At 69.7% G+C, this 17,590-nt stretch carries 13 protein-coding genes; 2 read left to right on the forward strand and 11 right to left on the reverse strand.

Annotated features, from left to right (window positions below):
• Positions 1 to 8: 8 nt before the first annotated feature.
• Together ACQ3HB_RS11870 and ACQ3HB_RS11875 are read right to left on the reverse strand one after the other, a co-directional pair.
• Positions 9 to 647, reverse strand: coding sequence for a 2-phosphosulfolactate phosphatase (locus ACQ3HB_RS11870; protein ID WP_430920261.1), 639 nt, complete (start codon positions 645 to 647; stop codon positions 9 to 11).
• A gap of 85 nt (positions 648 to 732) precedes the next feature.
• Positions 733 to 1,212 carry an EVE domain-containing protein gene (locus ACQ3HB_RS11875; RefSeq protein ID WP_430920262.1) on the reverse strand — a complete coding sequence of 160 codons (480 nt, stop codon included), beginning with the start codon at positions 1,210 to 1,212 and terminating at the stop codon, positions 733 to 735.
• 162 nt (positions 1,213 to 1,374) lie between these two features.
• Here ACQ3HB_RS11875 and ACQ3HB_RS11880 point away from each other — a divergent pair, with 162 nt between their 5' ends.
• Complete coding sequence (locus tag ACQ3HB_RS11880) at positions 1,375 to 1,893, forward strand: hypothetical protein (RefSeq protein ID WP_430920263.1); 519 nt, start codon at positions 1,375 to 1,377, stop codon at positions 1,891 to 1,893.
• A 43-nt stretch (positions 1,894 to 1,936) separates the two neighbouring features.
• Here the strand turns inward: ACQ3HB_RS11880 and ACQ3HB_RS11885 are convergent, their stop codons facing one another.
• From ACQ3HB_RS11885 to ACQ3HB_RS11925, 9 genes are all read right to left on the reverse strand, one after another.
• A complete protein-coding gene (locus tag ACQ3HB_RS11885) occupies positions 1,937 to 4,414 on the reverse strand; it encodes an alpha/beta hydrolase (RefSeq protein WP_430920264.1) in 2,478 nt (825 codons plus the stop codon).
• A gap of 101 nt (positions 4,415 to 4,515) precedes the next feature.
• Positions 4,516 to 5,391: an HpcH/HpaI aldolase/citrate lyase family protein gene (locus ACQ3HB_RS11890; RefSeq protein ID WP_430920265.1), complete on the reverse strand. Its 876-nt coding sequence runs from the start codon at positions 5,389 to 5,391 to the stop codon at positions 4,516 to 4,518.
• Complete coding sequence (locus ACQ3HB_RS11895) at positions 5,388 to 6,602, reverse strand: CaiB/BaiF CoA transferase family protein (RefSeq protein WP_430920266.1); 1,215 nt, start codon at positions 6,600 to 6,602, stop codon at positions 5,388 to 5,390. Before ACQ3HB_RS11895 ends, ACQ3HB_RS11890 begins: the two co-directional genes overlap by 4 nt.
• Positions 6,599 to 10,069, reverse strand: coding sequence for an ADP-ribosylglycohydrolase family protein (locus tag ACQ3HB_RS11900; RefSeq protein WP_430920267.1), 3,471 nt, complete (start codon positions 10,067 to 10,069; stop codon positions 6,599 to 6,601). The genes ACQ3HB_RS11895 and ACQ3HB_RS11900 overlap by 4 nt, the downstream gene beginning before the upstream one ends.
• Positions 10,066 to 11,238 carry an ADP-ribosylglycohydrolase family protein gene (locus ACQ3HB_RS11905; protein ID WP_430920268.1) on the reverse strand — a complete coding sequence of 391 codons (1,173 nt, stop codon included), beginning with the start codon at positions 11,236 to 11,238 and terminating at the stop codon, positions 10,066 to 10,068. The genes ACQ3HB_RS11900 and ACQ3HB_RS11905 overlap by 4 nt, the downstream gene beginning before the upstream one ends.
• Positions 11,239 to 11,325: 87 nt before the next feature.
• On the reverse strand, positions 11,326 to 12,615 hold the full coding sequence (locus ACQ3HB_RS11910) for an ABC transporter substrate-binding protein (protein ID WP_430920269.1): 1,290 nt from the start codon (positions 12,613 to 12,615) through the stop codon (positions 11,326 to 11,328).
• A gap of 124 nt (positions 12,616 to 12,739) precedes the next feature.
• Positions 12,740 to 13,654 carry a carbohydrate ABC transporter permease gene (locus tag ACQ3HB_RS11915; protein ID WP_430920270.1) on the reverse strand — a complete coding sequence of 305 codons (915 nt, stop codon included), beginning with the start codon at positions 13,652 to 13,654 and terminating at the stop codon, positions 12,740 to 12,742.
• A 96-nt stretch (positions 13,655 to 13,750) separates the two neighbouring features.
• Positions 13,751 to 14,719 (reverse strand): carbohydrate ABC transporter permease, encoded by a 969-nt coding sequence (locus ACQ3HB_RS11920; RefSeq protein WP_430920271.1) that lies wholly within the window; start codon positions 14,717 to 14,719, stop codon positions 13,751 to 13,753.
• Entirely contained in the window at positions 14,719 to 15,825 is a 1,107-nt protein-coding gene (locus tag ACQ3HB_RS11925) for a LacI family DNA-binding transcriptional regulator (RefSeq protein ID WP_430920272.1), read from the reverse strand. The genes ACQ3HB_RS11920 and ACQ3HB_RS11925 overlap by 1 nt, the downstream gene beginning before the upstream one ends.
• 475 nt (positions 15,826 to 16,300) lie before the next feature.
• Between ACQ3HB_RS11925 and ACQ3HB_RS11930 the strand changes: the two genes are divergently transcribed.
• Positions 16,301 to 17,590: DEAD/DEAH box helicase (locus tag ACQ3HB_RS11930; RefSeq protein WP_430920273.1), on the forward strand; the 1,290-nt coding region annotated here is incomplete at its 3' end.

Here is a 17,590-nt window from a genome sequence, read left to right on the forward strand (position 1 = left end):
GTCCGACCCTACGCCCGGAACTCGCCGCCGTCCAGGACGGGGACGGTCGTCGACACGTCGACTTCCCGGGCCGCCTGCACGAGCTCGGCGTCGCCGGTCTGCGCGAGGAGCTGCGCGGATCCCGATGCCGAAAGCAGATGGCCGACGCCATTGCGGAGCCCGTCGAACGCGGCTGCCGCAGCGGCGGCCTCCGGGGAGGTGTAGTCGATGCCGCGGGCGCCGAGGGCGTCGATGATCGCTCCGGCGCCGAAGAAGTCCTCGACCGCGAATCGCGGGGAACCTGCTTCATCGACATCACCGACGGCGACCACGACGATGCTGGTCCGACGACCGAGCTCGGCCTGCTTCGCGATGATCCAGTCGGCGACGGCCGAGCGGTTGCGGAGGCAGCCGGCGACCACCATGGCGCCCGTCGCGGCGAGCGCCGTCGCGACCGCTGCACCCGCGTGCGGGTCGCCCGTCTCGTCGAGCGCGGTGGCCGCCCCGGCGGTCGCTGCGAGCTCGAGGGAGGTCGAGTAGGAGAGCACGTCGACGACCACGGCGACGTCGGCCGGAGCGATCCGCCCTGCGCCTCGGGACGACCAGTCGAACCGGACCTGGTACTTCGTCTGGGAGAACGGCGGATGGACGGGGATCGGCTGGGTCACCCGTCCATCGTATCGATGACGCGGTGCGGGTCGTGGCGGGCACATGATCGGCCGCTCGGCGTCGCCACGCCAGGACGAAAGGCGCTCAGCGGTCCCGTCGGTCCTCGGGGTACTCGCGCTCCTCGGGATGCCTCGGACGCATTTCGTTGCGGATCAGATCGAAATCATGCCGGGAGAGTTCGATGAGTCCTCGACGCAGCTGGTAGCCCCAGTTGGGGTCGAGGCTCGTGAAGTCGAGGAGGCTCCGCAGGGGTCGGATCGGTGCCTCGCGGGCGTCCGGGAAGTAGTCGACCCGTCGTCGCCACGGTTTCCAGTCCTGTCCGGACATCGTGCCGGTCTCCGCCTGGTACACGGTGTCGTCGGCGATCCGGCCGATGGCGGTGAACGCGCGCAGTGGTTCGCCGTCCGGCGTGGAGACGCGGGGAGAGTAATAGACGATGCCGTCTGACTCGTGCATCCGCTCCAAACCGCCGCGGTTGCCGTGGTTGATCTGCGCGTAGCCCTGGCGCATGCCGATGAGCGCGTGGTCTCGGTGGACCACGCCCAGCCAGTACCGGATCGCCATGCTTCCTGTCTAGCGCATGGGAAGCCGCTTCCCCGCCTGCCGCCCCGCCACCTGCCGCCCCGCGGGGCTGCCGAGGTGAGGCTTCCGGTCGTTCAGACGCTCCGGAAACGACCGGAAGCCTCATCTCAGCGCAGAAAACGCCGCGCGTGGCACACTGGGGGCATGCGCGTGATGCTCAAGCTCGTCCTCGACACCGACGTCGACTCCGCCTGGCGCGCCCTGCGCTCGCCGACCGTCCTGCAGGAGCTGTACAGCCCCCTCATGATGCTCGAGTCGCTCTCCCCCGACGGCTTCCCCACCGTGTGGGAGCCCGGCGCGTACCCGGTGCGGGTGCAGGCGGCGGGAGCGATTCCGATCGGCAAGCAGATCATCGACCTCAGTTTCATCGAGCGTCGCGACGGCGTCCGCATCCTGCACGATTCCGGCAGCCCCGAGACGGGCCCGCTCAGCAAGCTCGCCGGCTGGGACCATCAGATGGCTGTTTCGCGAGTGCCCGGCGACCCGTCCAAGACCCTCTACAGGGACCGGCTCATCATCAAGGGGTCGATCGCCCCGCTCTACTGGTACCCGCTGTGGGCCACGTGGCAATGGCGCGGTTCTCGGATCAAGGCCCTCGCACCGACGTGGGCGTTCGATCCGCCGATCCCGTCAGGTGACGACGAGGACGGCACTGCGGGCTGATCCAACGGCCGCGGCACCGCCCTCCCGATGCGGTCCGATCCGATCAGTCGCCGAACGCCTGCGCACGCCTGCGACGGAGCACGAGCACAGCGCCGAGCGACACGAGCAACGCGGCGAGCGCGGCCACGCGGCCCGCATCGGCCCCCGTGACCTGCAGCCGGCCGTCGCCACCGAACAGCCCGCCGACTCCGCTCGGTGCTCCCCCGCCCGCGCCGGGCTCCGTGCCCGGACCGGTTCCAGGCTCCGTCCCGGGCCCACCGCCGTCGAATGCGATCGAGGAGAGGAAGACGTCTCCCGCTCCAGCGTTGGCGGATCCGGCCACAGCGCCGTAGGTGAGGCCCTGGACCAGGCTCGTCCCCTCGACGCCGGGAGCAACGAACAGGTTCGCCTCGTCGAACTCATCCGCGCCGTCGCGAGCCGCCGATCCGAACTGGCCGGTCGCACCGACGACGCCGCCGGCATCCAGTTGCGCGGTGAAGACGTCCACGCCACCTGCCGATGCGGCGATGCGTCCACTCGTGTGTCCGACGACGAGCACACCGCCGTCAGTCCCCGTCTGGAGCGCTGCCGCGCGATCGTCACCTTCAGAGCCGAACTGGCTCGTCCAGACACGGTTCCCGGCCTCGTCGTAGCGAGCGACGAACGCGTCCCGGTCACCCGCCGACGCGTCGCCGAGGACACCACGGGTCGAGCCGGCGACGACGACGCCGCCATCGACCACGGCGACGGCCGCGAGCTGGTCCGCCTCTGCCGTCCCGAGCTGCCGCACCCACACGACGGAGCCGTCGGCGCCAAGTCTCGCCAGCCACCCGTCGCCGCCGCCGAGCGCGGTCGTCCCCGGCATCGCGCCCGAGGTACCGCCAGCGACGAACGCCCCGCCGTCCGGTGCCGTGGCGACCGCGTAGGCCTTGTCCTCGCCGGAACCGCCGAACTGCACGGCCCAGTCGACGGTGCCGTCGGAGGCGACGCTCGCAACCATGGCGTCCTTGTCGCCGCCCGACGTCTGGCCGTCGAGCGCGCCGGAGGTGTATCCCGCCAAATAGGCGCCACCGTCGTCGCGACCGGCGACGGCATATGCGCGATCAGCGCTCGACGGGCTGCCGAACAGCGTCCGCCACCGTTCGGATCCGTCCGCGCCGAGCCCGACGGCGAGGGCGTCGTCGTTCTGTCCTGCATCGTGATCGGTCCGCGCGTATCCACCGATGATCGATGTCCCAGCTCCCGTGTCGACGATCCCGTACGCACGCTCGTTGAGCGCCGTCGCGATGCTCGACGTCCAGACGGGCGAGCCGTCTGCGGCGCGACGTTCGACGACGATGTCGAGCCCGCCGGCTCCCGTGTGCTCACCGAGGTCACCGGCCGCGTTGATCACCTGCGTGATCGTGCCGTCCGCCGAGGCGAGCACCCCGCCCGCCCGGTCGTCGCCCGGTGTGCCCGTCTGCGAGCCCTGCCACGGCTCGGTCGGTTCCGTCTGCAGACGCACGGCGATGTCGCGCAGACCTTCGATGAAGGCTGGACGCCACACGTCCCAGTCATGCCCACCGTCGAGCACGCGGAACTCCGCACTGATCCCTGCGACGCGCTTGGCGGCGTTGTACAGCGTCGCCGCCTCGTAGTCGAGGTCGTGCGTTCGGTCCTCCGGCAACGGGTTCACCCATTCGTCGTCTCCGACGGCGATGAACAGATGCACGGGCGATGCCGGATCGAACGCGGCGAACGTGGCCGGGTAGTTCGCGCCCTCGTATCGCGCTTCATCGAAGAGGCGCTCTCCTGCGCCGAAGGCACCGAACTCCTGTGCCGAGGAGTCCTTCGGGGGAGTCGGCACATACACCGCTGGGCTCAAGACGATCGCCTGGGAGAAGAGGTCCTGATGGGCCGTTACGTAGCGGAGTGCGCCTGCTCCGCCCATCGAATAGCCGCCGACCGCACGAGCCGATCGGTCGTCGATCGTGGGGAGCGAGCCGTCGACATCGGCGAGGAGGTCCCGTGTGAACGCGGTCTCCACGGGAGCTCCCGGCTGCGCGGCGGTCCCCGTATAGGCGGAGTCGACGTAGTAGCCGGCCCGATCCGACCACGGCGCATCCGGCATCACGACGACGAGCGGCGGGATGGAGCCGTCGGCGATCAGCGCATCGAGGTCTGGAGCGATCTGCTGCCAGGCGGCCTGGGTGTCGCCCCGACCGTGCAGGAGGTACAGGCTCGGGTACTCCGTGGAGCCCGACGCGTCGTATCCGGGCGGGAGGTAGACGGTGTAGTCGATCGTGCCGACCGCGTCGCTCGGCGCGGTCCTGGCGACCAGCCGGCCGGCCGGAGGTGCCGCGGCTTCGGCCAGTGCTCTTACGGGTGCAGATGCCGTTGCAGGTGCTGCGACGGCGGGCTGCCCAACGGCGAACGGCACGGCCAACGCCACCACCCCGACGACCCCCGCGAGGAGTCGCCTCCGTCGGCGGCCGGGGTCGGTGCCGATCGGCGCGGTGGGGACGCGTCGGCCTTCGGACGATCGGACAGTGTTCCACTTCATCGTGGGACTCCTCATGTTTCGCGGTGGGTTCGTTCTCGACGGAGCGCCGAGGTGAGGCTTCCGGCTGTTCAGGGGGCGCCTGGACGACCGGAAGCCTCACCTCAGCGGATGTTCGGGGGCGGGGTGGGGGTAGGGGGCTGAGGGGAACGACGGAGGATGGAGCGCGCACGGCCGAGCATCGCAGCATCGACCATCTCGCCGGTCGACAGGACTGCCACACCGCCGTCGGTCAGAGCAGCCAGCACGGCCTCCGCCCACACGAGCTCCGCAGCGTCGGGAGCGAAGGCGCGAGCGATGACGGGGAGCTGGGTCGGATGGATCGCCGTCCGACCGAACCAGCCCAGTCCGCGCCCGCGCACGGTGTCGGCGAACAGCCCGTCGACATCGCGGATGGCCGGATACGCGGACAGCATGGGTGCGGGGAGGCCGGCGGCGACGGCCGCATACAGCAAGCGGACGCGGGCGTAGTCGATGACCTCGGGCGCGGCGGTGCCGAGCTCGCTCCGCAGGTCGGATTCGCCGAGCGCGAGTCGCGTCACGGACGGGTGGGCGGCGATATCCACGGCGCGCTCCACCCCGAGAGCCGATTCGAGGAGCGCCGTGATCGGCCGCCCGCCGGCACGTTCCGCCGCCCGATCGAGCTGCTCGACGCTCTCGACCTTCGGCAGCCTGATCTCGAACGGGGTGACGACGTGCGCGAGCGAATCGAGGTCGGCTCGAGGATCGACGTTCACGCGGACCTGGAGGACGATCGACGCCGCGAGCACGGGATCATCGGCGGGAAGGGCTTCGAGCCAGCGGACGACGTTCCCTCTGGCCACCGCCTTGTCGGTCGGCGCGACCGCGTCCTCAAGGTCCAGGATCACGAGGTCCGCGCCGCTCGATGCCGCGGCACCGAACCGGTCAGGTCGACTCCCCGGCACGTAGAGGCCCGTCACCGGCTCGCGACGAGCGTCTTCGTCGCGCGGGCCGGTCATACAACGCCCCGATCCCGCAGTGCATCGATTGCCGCCTCATCGAGACCGAGCTCCCCGAGCACAGTCGTCGTGTCGGCGCCGTGACGACGACCCGTCCACCGGATCGCGCCAGGGGTGTCGGACAGGCGGAAGAGCACGTTCTGCATCCGGATCGGCCCGAGTTCGTCGTCGTCGATCGTCTGCACCGTGCCGATCGCCCGGTACTGCGGGTCGTCGATCACGCCGCGGACGTCGTACACGGGGGCGACGGCCGCCTGTGCCCGCTCGAATTCCGCGAGGACCTCCGCGGTGGGCCTCGAAGCGATCCACGCGGAGACGGCTTCGTCGAGTTCATCGGCGTGCTCCGCGCGGGTGTGGCCCGACGCGAACCAGGGCTCGTCGACGAGTTCGGGACGCCCGACGAGCCGCAGCACGCGCTCGGCGATCGACTGCGAACTCGTCGACACGGCGACCCACTGGTCGTCGGCCGTCCGGTACACGTTCCGCGGAGCGTTGTTGACGGAGCGGTTGCCCGTGCGCTCCTGGAGGAGGCCCAGCTGGTCGAACGCGGTGATCTGCCCGCCGAGGAGCATGAGGATCGGTTCGATGATCGCGAGGTCGACCACCTGACCGCACCCGGTGTCCGAAGCCGACCGGAGCGCGACCATCACGGCGAAGGCCGTGGAGAGCGCGGCGATGCCGTCGGCGAGTCCGAACGGAGGAAGCGTGGGCGGGCCGTCCGGTTGCCCCGTGAGCGCGGCGAATCCGCTCATCGCTTCGGCGAGGGACCCGAATCCTGGCCTGCCCGAGTATGGGCCGACCTGGCCGAACGCGGTCACCCGGGCGATGACCAACGTCGGATTCGCTTCGAGCAGCTGTTCCGGACCGAGCCCCCATCGTTCGAGGGTCCCCGGCCGGAAGTTCTCGATGAGCACGTCGGCGTCCCGCACGAGCCGCAACAGCAGCTCTGCCCCTTCCGGCACACCGAGGTTGAGTGTGACGGTCCGCTTGTTGCGGCCGAGCGTCTTCCACCAGAGGTTCACACCGTTCTTCGACGGTCCGTGCCCGCGCGACGCGTCCGGCTTCGTGGGGTGCTCGACCTTCACGATGTCGGCGCCGTAGTCGCCGAGGAACGTCGCGGCCAGAGGGCCCGCGAAGAGTGTGGAGATGTCGAGCACCCGCACACCCGCGAGGGGCAGCGGCTGGTGGGCGTCGAACCGCTCGTCGCTCATGAGGCCTCCACATCCCAGGCGAGACGGAAGCCGATGTTCGGTGACCGTTCCATGCCGAGTCCCTGCAGCAGGAACTTGAGCGAGAACGCGGCCGGACGCGAGCCGCCGTCGACGTACCAGTCGGAACCGGTCGCTTCGTGGGACGAACCGCCCTTGAGCATCACGAAGCTGGTGATCCCGTCATTGTGCTCGCTCTCCGTCCAGTTCCAGACGAGCGGCTCGAGCCGTCGGAACCCCGGCTGTTCGGCCGCGAGCTGCCATTCGAACTCCGTCGGCAGGCGCGCCCCGGCCCAGGCGGCGTAGGCACGCGCGTCGTCGAGTGAGACGCCGACCGCTGGCGCGGCAGGAGCGCCGGCACCGATGAGGAATCGGCCCGGATGCGCAGGGACGTACCCGGTCTCCCGCACGAACCGCTCGAACTCCGCGGTCGTGACTTCCTCTCCGGCGACGAGCGCGGAGGCCACTTCCACCTCGATCGTCTCGGACCGCGGATCGTGCAGACGCGGCGGGAGCGGCTTCCATTCCTCCACGTACGGCGCGCCCTGGTAGGTGCCGGTCTCCCGTCGGCGGTACTCGAACGGCAGGCGGTGCAGCCCTCCATGAACGGCGACGACGTCCGAGGGACGAGTCGATGAGATCGATGCGGGTGCGTGCGTCGTGCGGAGCGGGAGCACGCGCTCGGCGACGCGCGTCGGGAAGGTGACGTCATCGCTCCGGGGGTCCGCAGCCGCCGCCGCGACGAGGTCCAGGATCGCTTCGGGCACCTGACCTGTGACGGCGACGACGCCGGCGATGCCGCGGGCGGGTACCGTGATCGTGGCGTCTGCGTCGGCGAGCTCGCGTCCGTCGGTCACGTCGAAGTACCGGACGTCACCGGGGACCGACCCGCCCGTGCGGGACGCGAGCGGTTCGAGAACGGACCCCGTGACGGCTGCACGTCCGCGATTCACGATCGTCCACAGCGTCACGTCGCCGAGCGAGAACCGCGAGGCGTAGACGTCGGCGGCGATCGCTTCGGGGGTCGCATCGACGAGCGGCGTCCACTCACCGTCGATCAGGACGTCGGCGAGCGCGCGCTGCACGCGGACCATGCGGCGCAGGATCGACGCGTCGCGAGCGTTCCAGCCCACCCAGACGCCGAACACGGCGTCCCAGACGAGCATCCCGGCGCCGTTCATCCAGCTCGACTGCAGTTCGTCGCTGTGGTCGCGGTTCCATCGGCGGGTGGAGTGCATCATGTGGCGGCGTTCGTACCAGTGGGCGCGCATGACGCCGGGCGCCTCGCTGTCGGCGAACCACTGCGCCCAGCTGGACTGGTGGTCCTCCACCCGCTGGTTCGGGACCCGCGATTCGCCCTCGAGGAGCATGGGCGGGTCGAGGGAGCGGAGCGTCGTGACGAGCGCGCTGTCGCCCTCCTTCATCGTGTCGAGGAAGACGCCGTCGACGCCGAGCTCACGGCTCACGGCGGCGAGTTCCTCTGGGTCGGTCCCGGACGCGCGGCGTGTGCCGGTGTCCCAGGGATTGTAGTCGATGAAGACCCGGACGCCGCGCTCGTGGAAGGCTGTGACGAGCTCGGGGAGCCCTGGGACCTCCCGGTAGAAGTCGAACTGGTTGCGCTCGTCGATGCCGATGACGGGGTATGCGTGCCAGAGGACGACGGCGTCGTAGCCGCCGTGATGGGCCGTCGCCGCGAGGTACCGGTCGACGTCGAAGCGCTGGGCGGCTCGGTCGAAGAGGCGTTCGTCCCACAGCCAGAGCAGCGAGACGCTGAACGTCCGTGCGGCCCAGGCGGCGCGTTCGTCGTCGTAGGCGGAGCCGCTGTATGCGAGCCGTCCGCGGGCCTCGTCCCTCCAGGCGTGCAACGCTGCCCGCCAGGCCGGCCAGTCCGCGGGGTCGCTAGGGGCGGCGAAGATCTTCGCGATGTCGCCGATCTCCGGGTCGAGTGCGCCGTCGAGCGGCAGTTCGGTCGGACGATCGATGGGGCGGGGGACGAGCGGATCGAGCGTGTTGGTCGGCGCTTCGTCCGGGTCGTGGTGCAGGTCCGAACCGTGCTGGGCGTCCCGGGTGGCGTCGGATGCCACGGCGCCTCGGACTGCTTCGGTGACGGCGACGGTCCGCCTGGCCAACTCGTCGAAGCCGATCCCGTCGAAGCCGGGGATGCTCGATGCGAGTCGGTTGTGCAGTGGGTCGATCCAGGCGAGGGGCAACGAGGCCGCCCCGGTGAGTGCTCCGGCGATGGAACCCGCCGTCGCCCCGACCGAATCCGTGTCCCAGCCGCCGCTCACGGCCGTCGTCACGGTCGTCTGGAAGTCGCCGTCGCCGCGCACGAGTGCGAACGCGAGGAGTGCGGCGTTGTTGAGGACGTGGACCCAGTGGAGGTGTCCGTACTCGGCGACGATCGCATCGATGGCCTCCTCGGCGCCCAGCTCGCTGCGCCCGAGCGATGCACCGAAGCGGATCGCCTGCGCGAAACGGCTCTCGGCCGGGACGACGGAGAGCCCAGCAGCGATGACCTCCTCGACGGAGTCGGCCACGACCGCCGTCGCGCATGCAGCGGCCGCGAACATCGCCCCGTAGAGCCCGCTGCGGTGGTGGCTCAGGCGGCCGTCGGTCCAGGCGGCGCGCGCCGCGGCGACCGGATCGCCCGGGTTCGTCCAGCCGTACACGTCCGTCCGGATCTGGGCTCCGATCCAGTCCTGGAACGGGTTCATGACGGAGGCCGCGTCCTCGGGCTCGATGCCCTCCAGCAGATTGCGGTAGACGATGCGTTCGGCCGTGAAGACGCGTCCGCCGGGGAGGTTCGCAAGCCAGCTCTGCGCCACGTCGTCCGTTGTGAAGTCCGCTCCGTGCGTTTCGAGGAGGCCGAGCGCGACGAGCGGGAAGTTGAGGTCGTCGTCCTCCGGCATGCCCTCGATGTTCTCGACGAGGCTCGTCGGCCGACTGCGGCGATTCCACGGATACCGCTCCGCAACGGCTGGATCGAGTCCGCGTTCGGTGAAGTACCCACTGATCGGCCAGTTGCCCGTCGATTGTGCAATGGCGCGGATGCCGTCCCGTGGGATCTTCTCGACCGGCTTGCCGAGGAGGCATCCGGCCGCACGCCCGAGCCAGGCGCCCAGCACCCGGTCCTCCAGCGCAGCTGCCGTGGCAGCGGCGGAAGCGGTCACGACGCGGGGCCCGACCGCAGATGCAGCGAGCGCGAGGATCGCTTCCAGTCCGTCCGGCTCCGCGGCGAGTAGGGCGTCCGGCGCCTCGAGCGCGTCGAGTTCGACGAGCAGTTCGCGGGCGAGTGCGCGGAGCGCGTCATCCGCCGGGTGCGGTGTGGCGCCGCTCACGGGAGCCGTCGGCGATCCGCCTGCGTCCTCCCATCGAGCCCGCTGCTCGGTGACGTCGATGCCGTCGAGTTCCGCGGCGACGAGCGCGTGCGGCAGGAGGTCCTCTGGTTGCGACCAACTGAGCCTGATCACCGTGCAGCCTCCGTGGCGGCGACCGACGTCGCTTCCGAGCGGAGTGCGCTCATCGTGGCGGCGCGAGCGGCGAACCGGGCCTGGTCGGCCGCCCACACGTCGCGCGCGACACCGGCCATCGTCGGTCCGAAGGAGCGGAGGTCGAGTTTGCTCGACTCCCCCACCTCATCGACCCACGCGTCCGGGACGACGGCCGTGCCGCCGAGGGCACCGGCGATCGCCCCCGCCATGACGGCGATGGAATCGGAGTCGCGTCCGTAGTTGACTGCGCCGAGGACGCTCTCGCGGTAGTCGCCGCCCGTCGCGACGAGCATGCCGATCGCGATCGGCAATTCCTCGATGGCCTTCGTCCGGCTCGGGATGCGTGCGTCCTTCGCCGGGGCGCGGTACTGCGGGCCGACCGTGTCGAAGGGCTCGACCGCACTGCGGAGCACGGGCAGCGAGCTGCGCCAGCCGTCGAGTCCGTCTGCGGCGAGTGCGACCGCTTCGATCGCGTCCCGCGTGCCGTCCTTCGCGAGACGCAGAGCCGTCTCGACGACCGACGCGACATCGGCGCCTGGCCGCATCGCTTCGGCGACGCACGCGGCGTAGACGCCGGCGGCCTCGCGACCGTAGCTGGACTGGTGTGCGCCGGCGATGTCGATCGCCTCCGCGTACGCGCCGTCCGGTGCCCCCGCGTTCACGATGCCGATGGGCGCCGCGTACATCGTGGCACCGCAGTTGACGATGTTGCCGACGCCGGCCTCACGCGGATCGATGTGCCCGTAATGCAACCGGGCCACGAGCCACTTCTCTGCGAGGAAGATGCGGTGGAGCAGGATCGTCTCGGTCTCGAGTTCCGGGATCCACCGCCGGTCGCCGATGAGGAGCGGCACGAGGTGATCGGCGACGGAGTACGCGTCGAGGTGGTCGCGAACGGTGTCATAGACCTCCACGAGCGCGGCCGTCATGAGGGTGTCGTCCGTGATGTGGCCATCGCCCTTGTGGTACGGCGCGATCGGCCGTGCGGTCCGCCAGTCCGGGAGGAACGGAGGGACGATGCCCTCGATGAAGCCGTCGTAGCGCTCCTGGATCGCCTCCGGGGTGTTGCCCTCCGCGGCTCCGCCCAATGCGTCACCGACCGCCGCGCCCGCCAGGGCACCCGTCGCCTTGTCTGCCAGCAGATCCATCTGCGTGTCTCCTCGATCGTGTCTCCGGCCCGTGCGGGCCATCGGTGGGTGGGCCGGCCACGACGGGCCGGCCCTGGTCGTCGTGCGTCAGCCGACGGATGACCAACCGGCCTCGAGCTGTTTGGCCAGCTCGTCCTCGGTCAGGGTGTTGGCGAAGTACTGCTGGAGCAGCGGCGTCGCGTACTGGTCCTTCCACTGCGGGTAGCTCGTCGCCTTCTGGAACGGCGCCGCCGAGAGGTCTTCACCCGTCGCGAGCATCTCCTTCCAGCCGCGCTGATCGGCGGTGTCCTTCGCGACGACCTCGCGCGCCTTCGACGACGTCGGGATCAACCAGTCGCCCTGGGCGAGCTTCGCCTGGTTCTCCGCGCCCATGTAGAAGTCGATGAACTTCGCGGCTTCCTTCGGGTGCTTGCTCTCCGCGGCCACCGACATCGTCTGCGGGTTGGCGGCCTGCACCGCGCCCTTCGAACCGGCGAGCGGCGGCAGGACGGCCCAGTCGAAGCCCTCCGGCGCCGATTCGGTGATCTGCTGTGCAAGGAAGTTGCCGCCGATGTACATGGCGTACGTACCGCCCAGGAAGCCGGGGAGGACATCGGAACCACTCTGCGTGAGGGTCACCGGGTCGAGCGATCCGTCCGTGTACGCCATGTCGTGCACGGCCTTCGGGACGGCGAGTTCGTCCGCGCCGACCGAGATCGTGGCGCTGCCGTCCTCTGCGACGTCGAAGAAGGTGCCGCCGAAGCCGATCGCGGTGTTCATGACCGCGGCTGCAGGCTGCTTGAGTCCCCAGCCGACCCCGAACGACCCGCCGGCGGTGAGTTGCTTCGCGGTGCTCGCGAGCTGCTCCCAGCTGAGGTCGTCGCCGCTCGGGACCTCGACGCCCGCGTTCGCGAACGCGGTCTTGTTGGCGAAGACGACATAGGTCTGCATGAGCGTCGGCGCGGCCACGATCTTGCCGTCGGCCGTGGTGACGGTGTCCCAGACGTCGTCGCTGACGGAGGACGTGACGTCGTCGCTCAGCGTCGAGGAGAGGTCGGCCAGGTAGCCCTGGTTCGCGAAGCCGAGGATGTCGCTCGCCTCGTCGTGGATGATGTCGGGTGCGGTGCCGCCCTGGAACTGGGTGACGAGCTGGTCGTGGACGTTGTCCCAGCTGCCCTGCGTGAGCTTGACCGTGATGTCCGGGTTGGCCGCGTTCCAGGCGTCGACGATCTCCTTCGTCGCGGCGACGGTCGAGTCCTGGTAGGCGAGGCTCTGGAAGGTGAGTTCGACGGGGCCGTCCGAGCTCTCGGCGGTGCCGCCGGAACCGCCGAATGCGCAGCCGCCGAGCAGGCCGCTGATCGCGACCGCTCCTATGGTCAGGAGAACCTGTTTCCTCATTGTGTCCACTCCTTCGTGATCTGGTTGGGGGATGCCGTGGTGCTGTTGTGGGGTGATGCGGGGTGTGCAGGGTGTGCAGGACCGCCGTACCGTGCGGGTTCGCGGTACGGCCGGGTGCGCTGCGTCAGCCCTTGACTGCGCCGCTCAGCAGGCCGGATGTGAGCCGGCGCTGCAGGATGGCGAAGAAGACGAGGCTCGGGATGGTGGCGAGCAGCGATGCGGCGGCGAGCTGCCCGAGCTGGACCTGTCCCTCCGCGCCGACGAATCTGGCGAGCGTGAGCGGCAGCGTCTGCAGAGCCGGATCCTGGATGAGGACGAGGGCGAAGAAGAACTCGTTCCACCCCGAGATGAACGTGAAGAGGCTCGTCGCCACGAGACCGGGGGCCAGGAGCGGGAGGACGATCGACCAGAGGACGCGGATGCGCGAGCCGCCGTCCATCGCCCCGGCCTCCTCCAGCTCAACGGGGATCCCGGCGACGTACCCCTGGAGCATCCACAGTGCGAACGGCAGCGACCACACGGAGTACACGAGGATGAGGCCCGCGAGGCTGTTGATCAGGCCGATCTGCTTCAGCACGAGGAAGAGCGGGATGATGATCAGGATGAACGGGAACACCTGGCTGAGCAGGATCCAGCCCGTCGCGATCCCCCGCAGTTTCGTGCGGAACCGCGCCAGCGCGTAGGCGGCCGGCAGGGAGATGAGCGTCACGATGATGGTCGTCGAGAGCGCGACGATGAGGCTGTTCCCGGCCGCTTGGACCAGATTCGCCTTCTCGATCGCCGCCGCGAAATTGTCGAAGTTGAGCGAGTGCGGAAGCAGGCTCGGCGTCGGCGACTGCAGTTCCGCCGGCGTCTTGAACGCCGTCGTGATGAGGAACAGCAGCGGGAATCCGAGGAAGACCATGTACGCGAGGAGCGCCAGGTACTGCAGCGGCCTCGAGATGCGTCGACGGGCGGTGTTGCCGATGGGCGCGCGCGGGGTGCGGGCGACGCCTCCGAGCGGAGCGGCCTGGCGGGGGGCGAGTGCTGCCTGGCTCATGACCGACTCCTTGCCTGCGGACGGAAGTAGGTGACTGCCGACTGGGTCATGACCGACTCCTTGCCTGCGAACGGAAGTAGGTGACTGCCGACTGGGTTATGACCGACTCCTTGCCTGCGAACGGAGATAGAGGAAGAGGAAGACCGCGATGACCACGACCATGACGTTGCCCATGGCTGCCGCGTACCCGAAGTTCCCGTAGCGGAAGGCCTCGTTGTAGGCGAAGAGCATCGGCAGCATCGTCTGGCCGCCCGGACCGCCGGCGGTCAAGACGTAGACGAGTGCGAAGGAGTTGAAATTCCAGATCAGGTCGAGGGTCGTGATCGCCACGATGATCGGCCGGAGCGCGGGAAGCGTCACATGCCAGAAGCGGCGGAACGTCCCGGCGCCGTCGATCGATGCGGCCTCGTGGAGGTCGGTCGGGACGTTCTGGAGACCCGCGAGCAGCGTCACGGTGGTCTGCGGCATCCCGGCCCAGACGCCGACGACGATGACCGCCGGGAGCGCCGTGGAGAAGTTCCCCAGCCAGTTGATGTCGTCGGGGAGCCCGAGTGCGCCGAGCGCGCCGTTGACCGAGCCGTAGTTCGGGTTGAGCATCAGGCGCCACATGATCGCGATGACGACGGGCGGCATCGCCCACGGGACGAGTGCGAGGGTCCTCGCGAGCCAGCGCATCCGCAGGTTGAGGTTCAGCAGCAGCGCGAGGCCGAGCGATGCAAGGAACTGGAGGATCGTGACGCTGAACGCCCAGATGAGCCCGATGCGGAACGAGTTCCAGAACAGTTCGTTCGTCGCGAGCTTCGTGTAGTTGTCGACGCCGTTGAACGAGACGACCTGGCCGAGGCCGGCCTTCGCATCGGTGAAGCCGAGAAGGATGCCCTGAACGAGCGGGTAGACGCTGAAGAGGACGACGGGGATGAGGGCAGGCAGGACGAGCAGCCAGGCGTCTCGTCCGCTGCCGCCGCCGGGCGCTCCTCCGCCGCGGCGCCGACGGACGGCGGTTCGATTCGGGGGCGGCGTCTGGTGCGTTGCCGGCGACGCTGCCGGGTGTGCGGTGGTGGTCATCAGGACGCCGGGTTTCCATTCGGGGAGAGGGTCGGGGTGGTGTCCGGGGTTGCCGTGAGGGGCTCCGCGGGCACAGGGGCGGCTCCATCGCGGACGACCGTGTGGGCCGACGACTCACGGATCGTGAGGCTCGGCTCGATGACGACGCGTTCGACGCTCGCGTCCCGGTCCTCGAGCCGGCGGATGAGGAGCTTGGCGGCAGTCCTCGCACGCTTGACCGAGCCGAGGTTGACGCTCGTCACGGACGGGTTGGCGAGCTCCGCGAGATCGGTGTCATCCATGCCGACCACGGCGAGGTCCTCCGGGACGCGGATGCCGCGGCGCGAAGCCACTTTGAGCGCTGCCATCGCGAGGAGGTCGTTCGCGCAGACGATCGCGTCCGGCGTCGAGCGGTCGAGCAGCTTCGCGGTCGCTTTGAGACCGGCCTTGAAGGTGAAGTCGCGGGCGGCGATCTGCGCGTCGGCGGTGACGGGGAGACCGAGCTCCGCCATCGTCTGCAGGTACCCTCCGAGGCGCGCGGCGCCCGGGACTGTGTCGACGGGGCCGTTGAGGAACGCGATGCGCTGCCGTCCCTGCTCGGCCAGGTGGTGCACGGCGAGGCCGACGCCCTGCGCGGAGTCGGCGCGGACGTTGTCGAGCTCGACGTCGTCGGGGAGGGAACCGATGACGACGATCGGGAGCCGGCTCGAACGGAGACGATCGACGAGTTCCGGCGTGACGCGCAGGGGGCTGAGGATGAGTCCGTCCGCGAATCCGCGGTCGAGGCTGTTGATGAAGTCGACCTGCTCGGCCGCTTCGCTGCCGGTCGAGGAGACGACGAGACGGTAGCCGGCCTTCGTGACGACGCGGGAGATCTCGTGCATCATCGCGACGTAGACCGGGTTGCCGACGTCGGCGACGGCGAGGGCGATCTGATCGGTCCGGCCCGCCTTGAGCGACCGGGCGGTGGCGTCGGGCACGTAGCCGAGTTCGTCGGCGGCCCGGCGTACCTTCTGGATGAGCTGCTCCGAAGCGGGCAGGCCGTTCATGACGCGGGACACGGATGCGATCGAGACGCCGGCGCGTTCGGCGACGAGCACGAGCGTTGACTTCTTCGTCTGAGGCATGGCTTCCTTGCACTGCGGTGAGGGGTGGGGCTGCGTCGTCCCGGAGACGTTCACGAGATTTGTAAACGTTTACGAGAACGTTTACAGACGATAGCCGTCGCGACCATCGGATGCAAGTGCGGAACCTCGAATCACCTTCGCGGCCTCGTCACCGGACAGCCGTCGGACCGCCATCCGCCGCCAATCTGCCGATTCTCAGCCCCGTGCGCTAGGCTGTCAGTACTTGCGGATGTTCCGCGCCACTCGGCGTATCCATCGCTTGCGTCGTAGAACGCTCCCTCTCTCCCCGAGGAACGACGGCCGGCTCCAGTGCGAACAGCACGAGCAGCGCCACGGATCACGGGTCGATGACACTTCATACGGCGAACGGATGCGCGACCCTGCGCCTTCGCCAATCCCCACCAGCGACGACGCCGGCGGAACGCCACCGGTGTCCGCCCGTCTGCCTGCGTGGCCGTGCCTGAAAGACACAACCATGACAGAAATCTCCTTCGACGCCCTCGGCGTCCCAGCGCCGATCGTCGCCGTCCTCGCAAAAGACGGCAAGACGAGCGCGTTCCCCATTCAGATCGACACGCTCCCCGACACCCTCGGCGGACGCGACGTCCTCGGCCGCGGCAAGACCGGCTCCGGTAAGACCCTCGCCTTCAGCATCCCCATGGTCGCGCGCCTCGGCGGCTCCCTCGCAGGCGGCAAGCGCCGCCCGGGCCGTCCCCTCGGCCTCGTCCTCGCACCGACCCGTGAGCTCGCCACCCAGATCGCAGCCGTCATGCAGCCCCTCGCGGGCGCATACGGCCTGAAGACCACCACGATCTTCGGCGGCGTCTCGCAGAAGCGCCAGGAGGAAGCCCTCCGCGCCGGCGTCGACATCGTCATCGCGTGCCCCGGCCGCCTCGAGGACCTCATGAAGCAGGGCTTCGTGAACCTCGACGCCGTCGAGATCACCGTCCTCGACGAAGCCGACCACATGGCCGACCTCGGCTTCCTGCCCGTCGTCACCCGCATCCTCGACAAGACGCCCCGCGGCGGCCAGCGCCTCCTGTTCTCGGCGACGCTCGACAACGGCGTGGACAAGCTCGTCCGCAAGTTCCTCCAGAACGAGGTCCTGCACTCGGTCGACGAGGCCAACTCCCCCGTCGCCGCGATGACGCACCACGTCTTCACGACGCCGTCCGTCGAGTCGAAGAACGACCTCATCCAGGCGCTCGCGTCCGGCAGCGGTCGTCGCATCCTCTTCATGCGCACGAAGCACCACGCCAAGAAGCTCGCGAAGAAGCTCACCGACTCCGGCATCCCCGCCGTCGACCTGCACGGCAACCTCTCGCAGGTCGCCCGTGACCGCAACCTCGCCGCGTTCAGCGCTGGCACCGCGAAGGTCCTCGTCGCCACCGACGTCGCAGCCCGCGGCGTCCACGTCGACGACGTCGAGCTCGTCATCCACGTCGACCCGCCGACCGAGCACAAGGCGTACCTGCACCGCTCGGGCCGCACGGCTCGCGCAGGCAGCGCCGGCGACGTCGTCACGATCGCGCTCCCCGCGCAGATGAGCGACCTCAAGTCCCTCCTCCGCAAGGCCGACATCACCGTGACCCCGCAGGCCGTGACCGCGACGTCGGCTCCCGTCGTCGAGCTCATCGGCGAGGTCGCCGCATACGTCAAGCCGGCTCCCCGCCAGGCCGAGCCGCAGGGCGGCGGACGCTCGCAGGGCGCCAACGCTCAGCGCAAGCGGTCCGCACGCGGCGACTCCGCCGGTGGCGGTCGCGGC

The organism is Plantibacter lichenum, assembly GCF_050587525.1.
Taxonomy (GTDB): Bacteria; Actinomycetota; Actinomycetes; order Actinomycetales; family Microbacteriaceae; genus Plantibacter.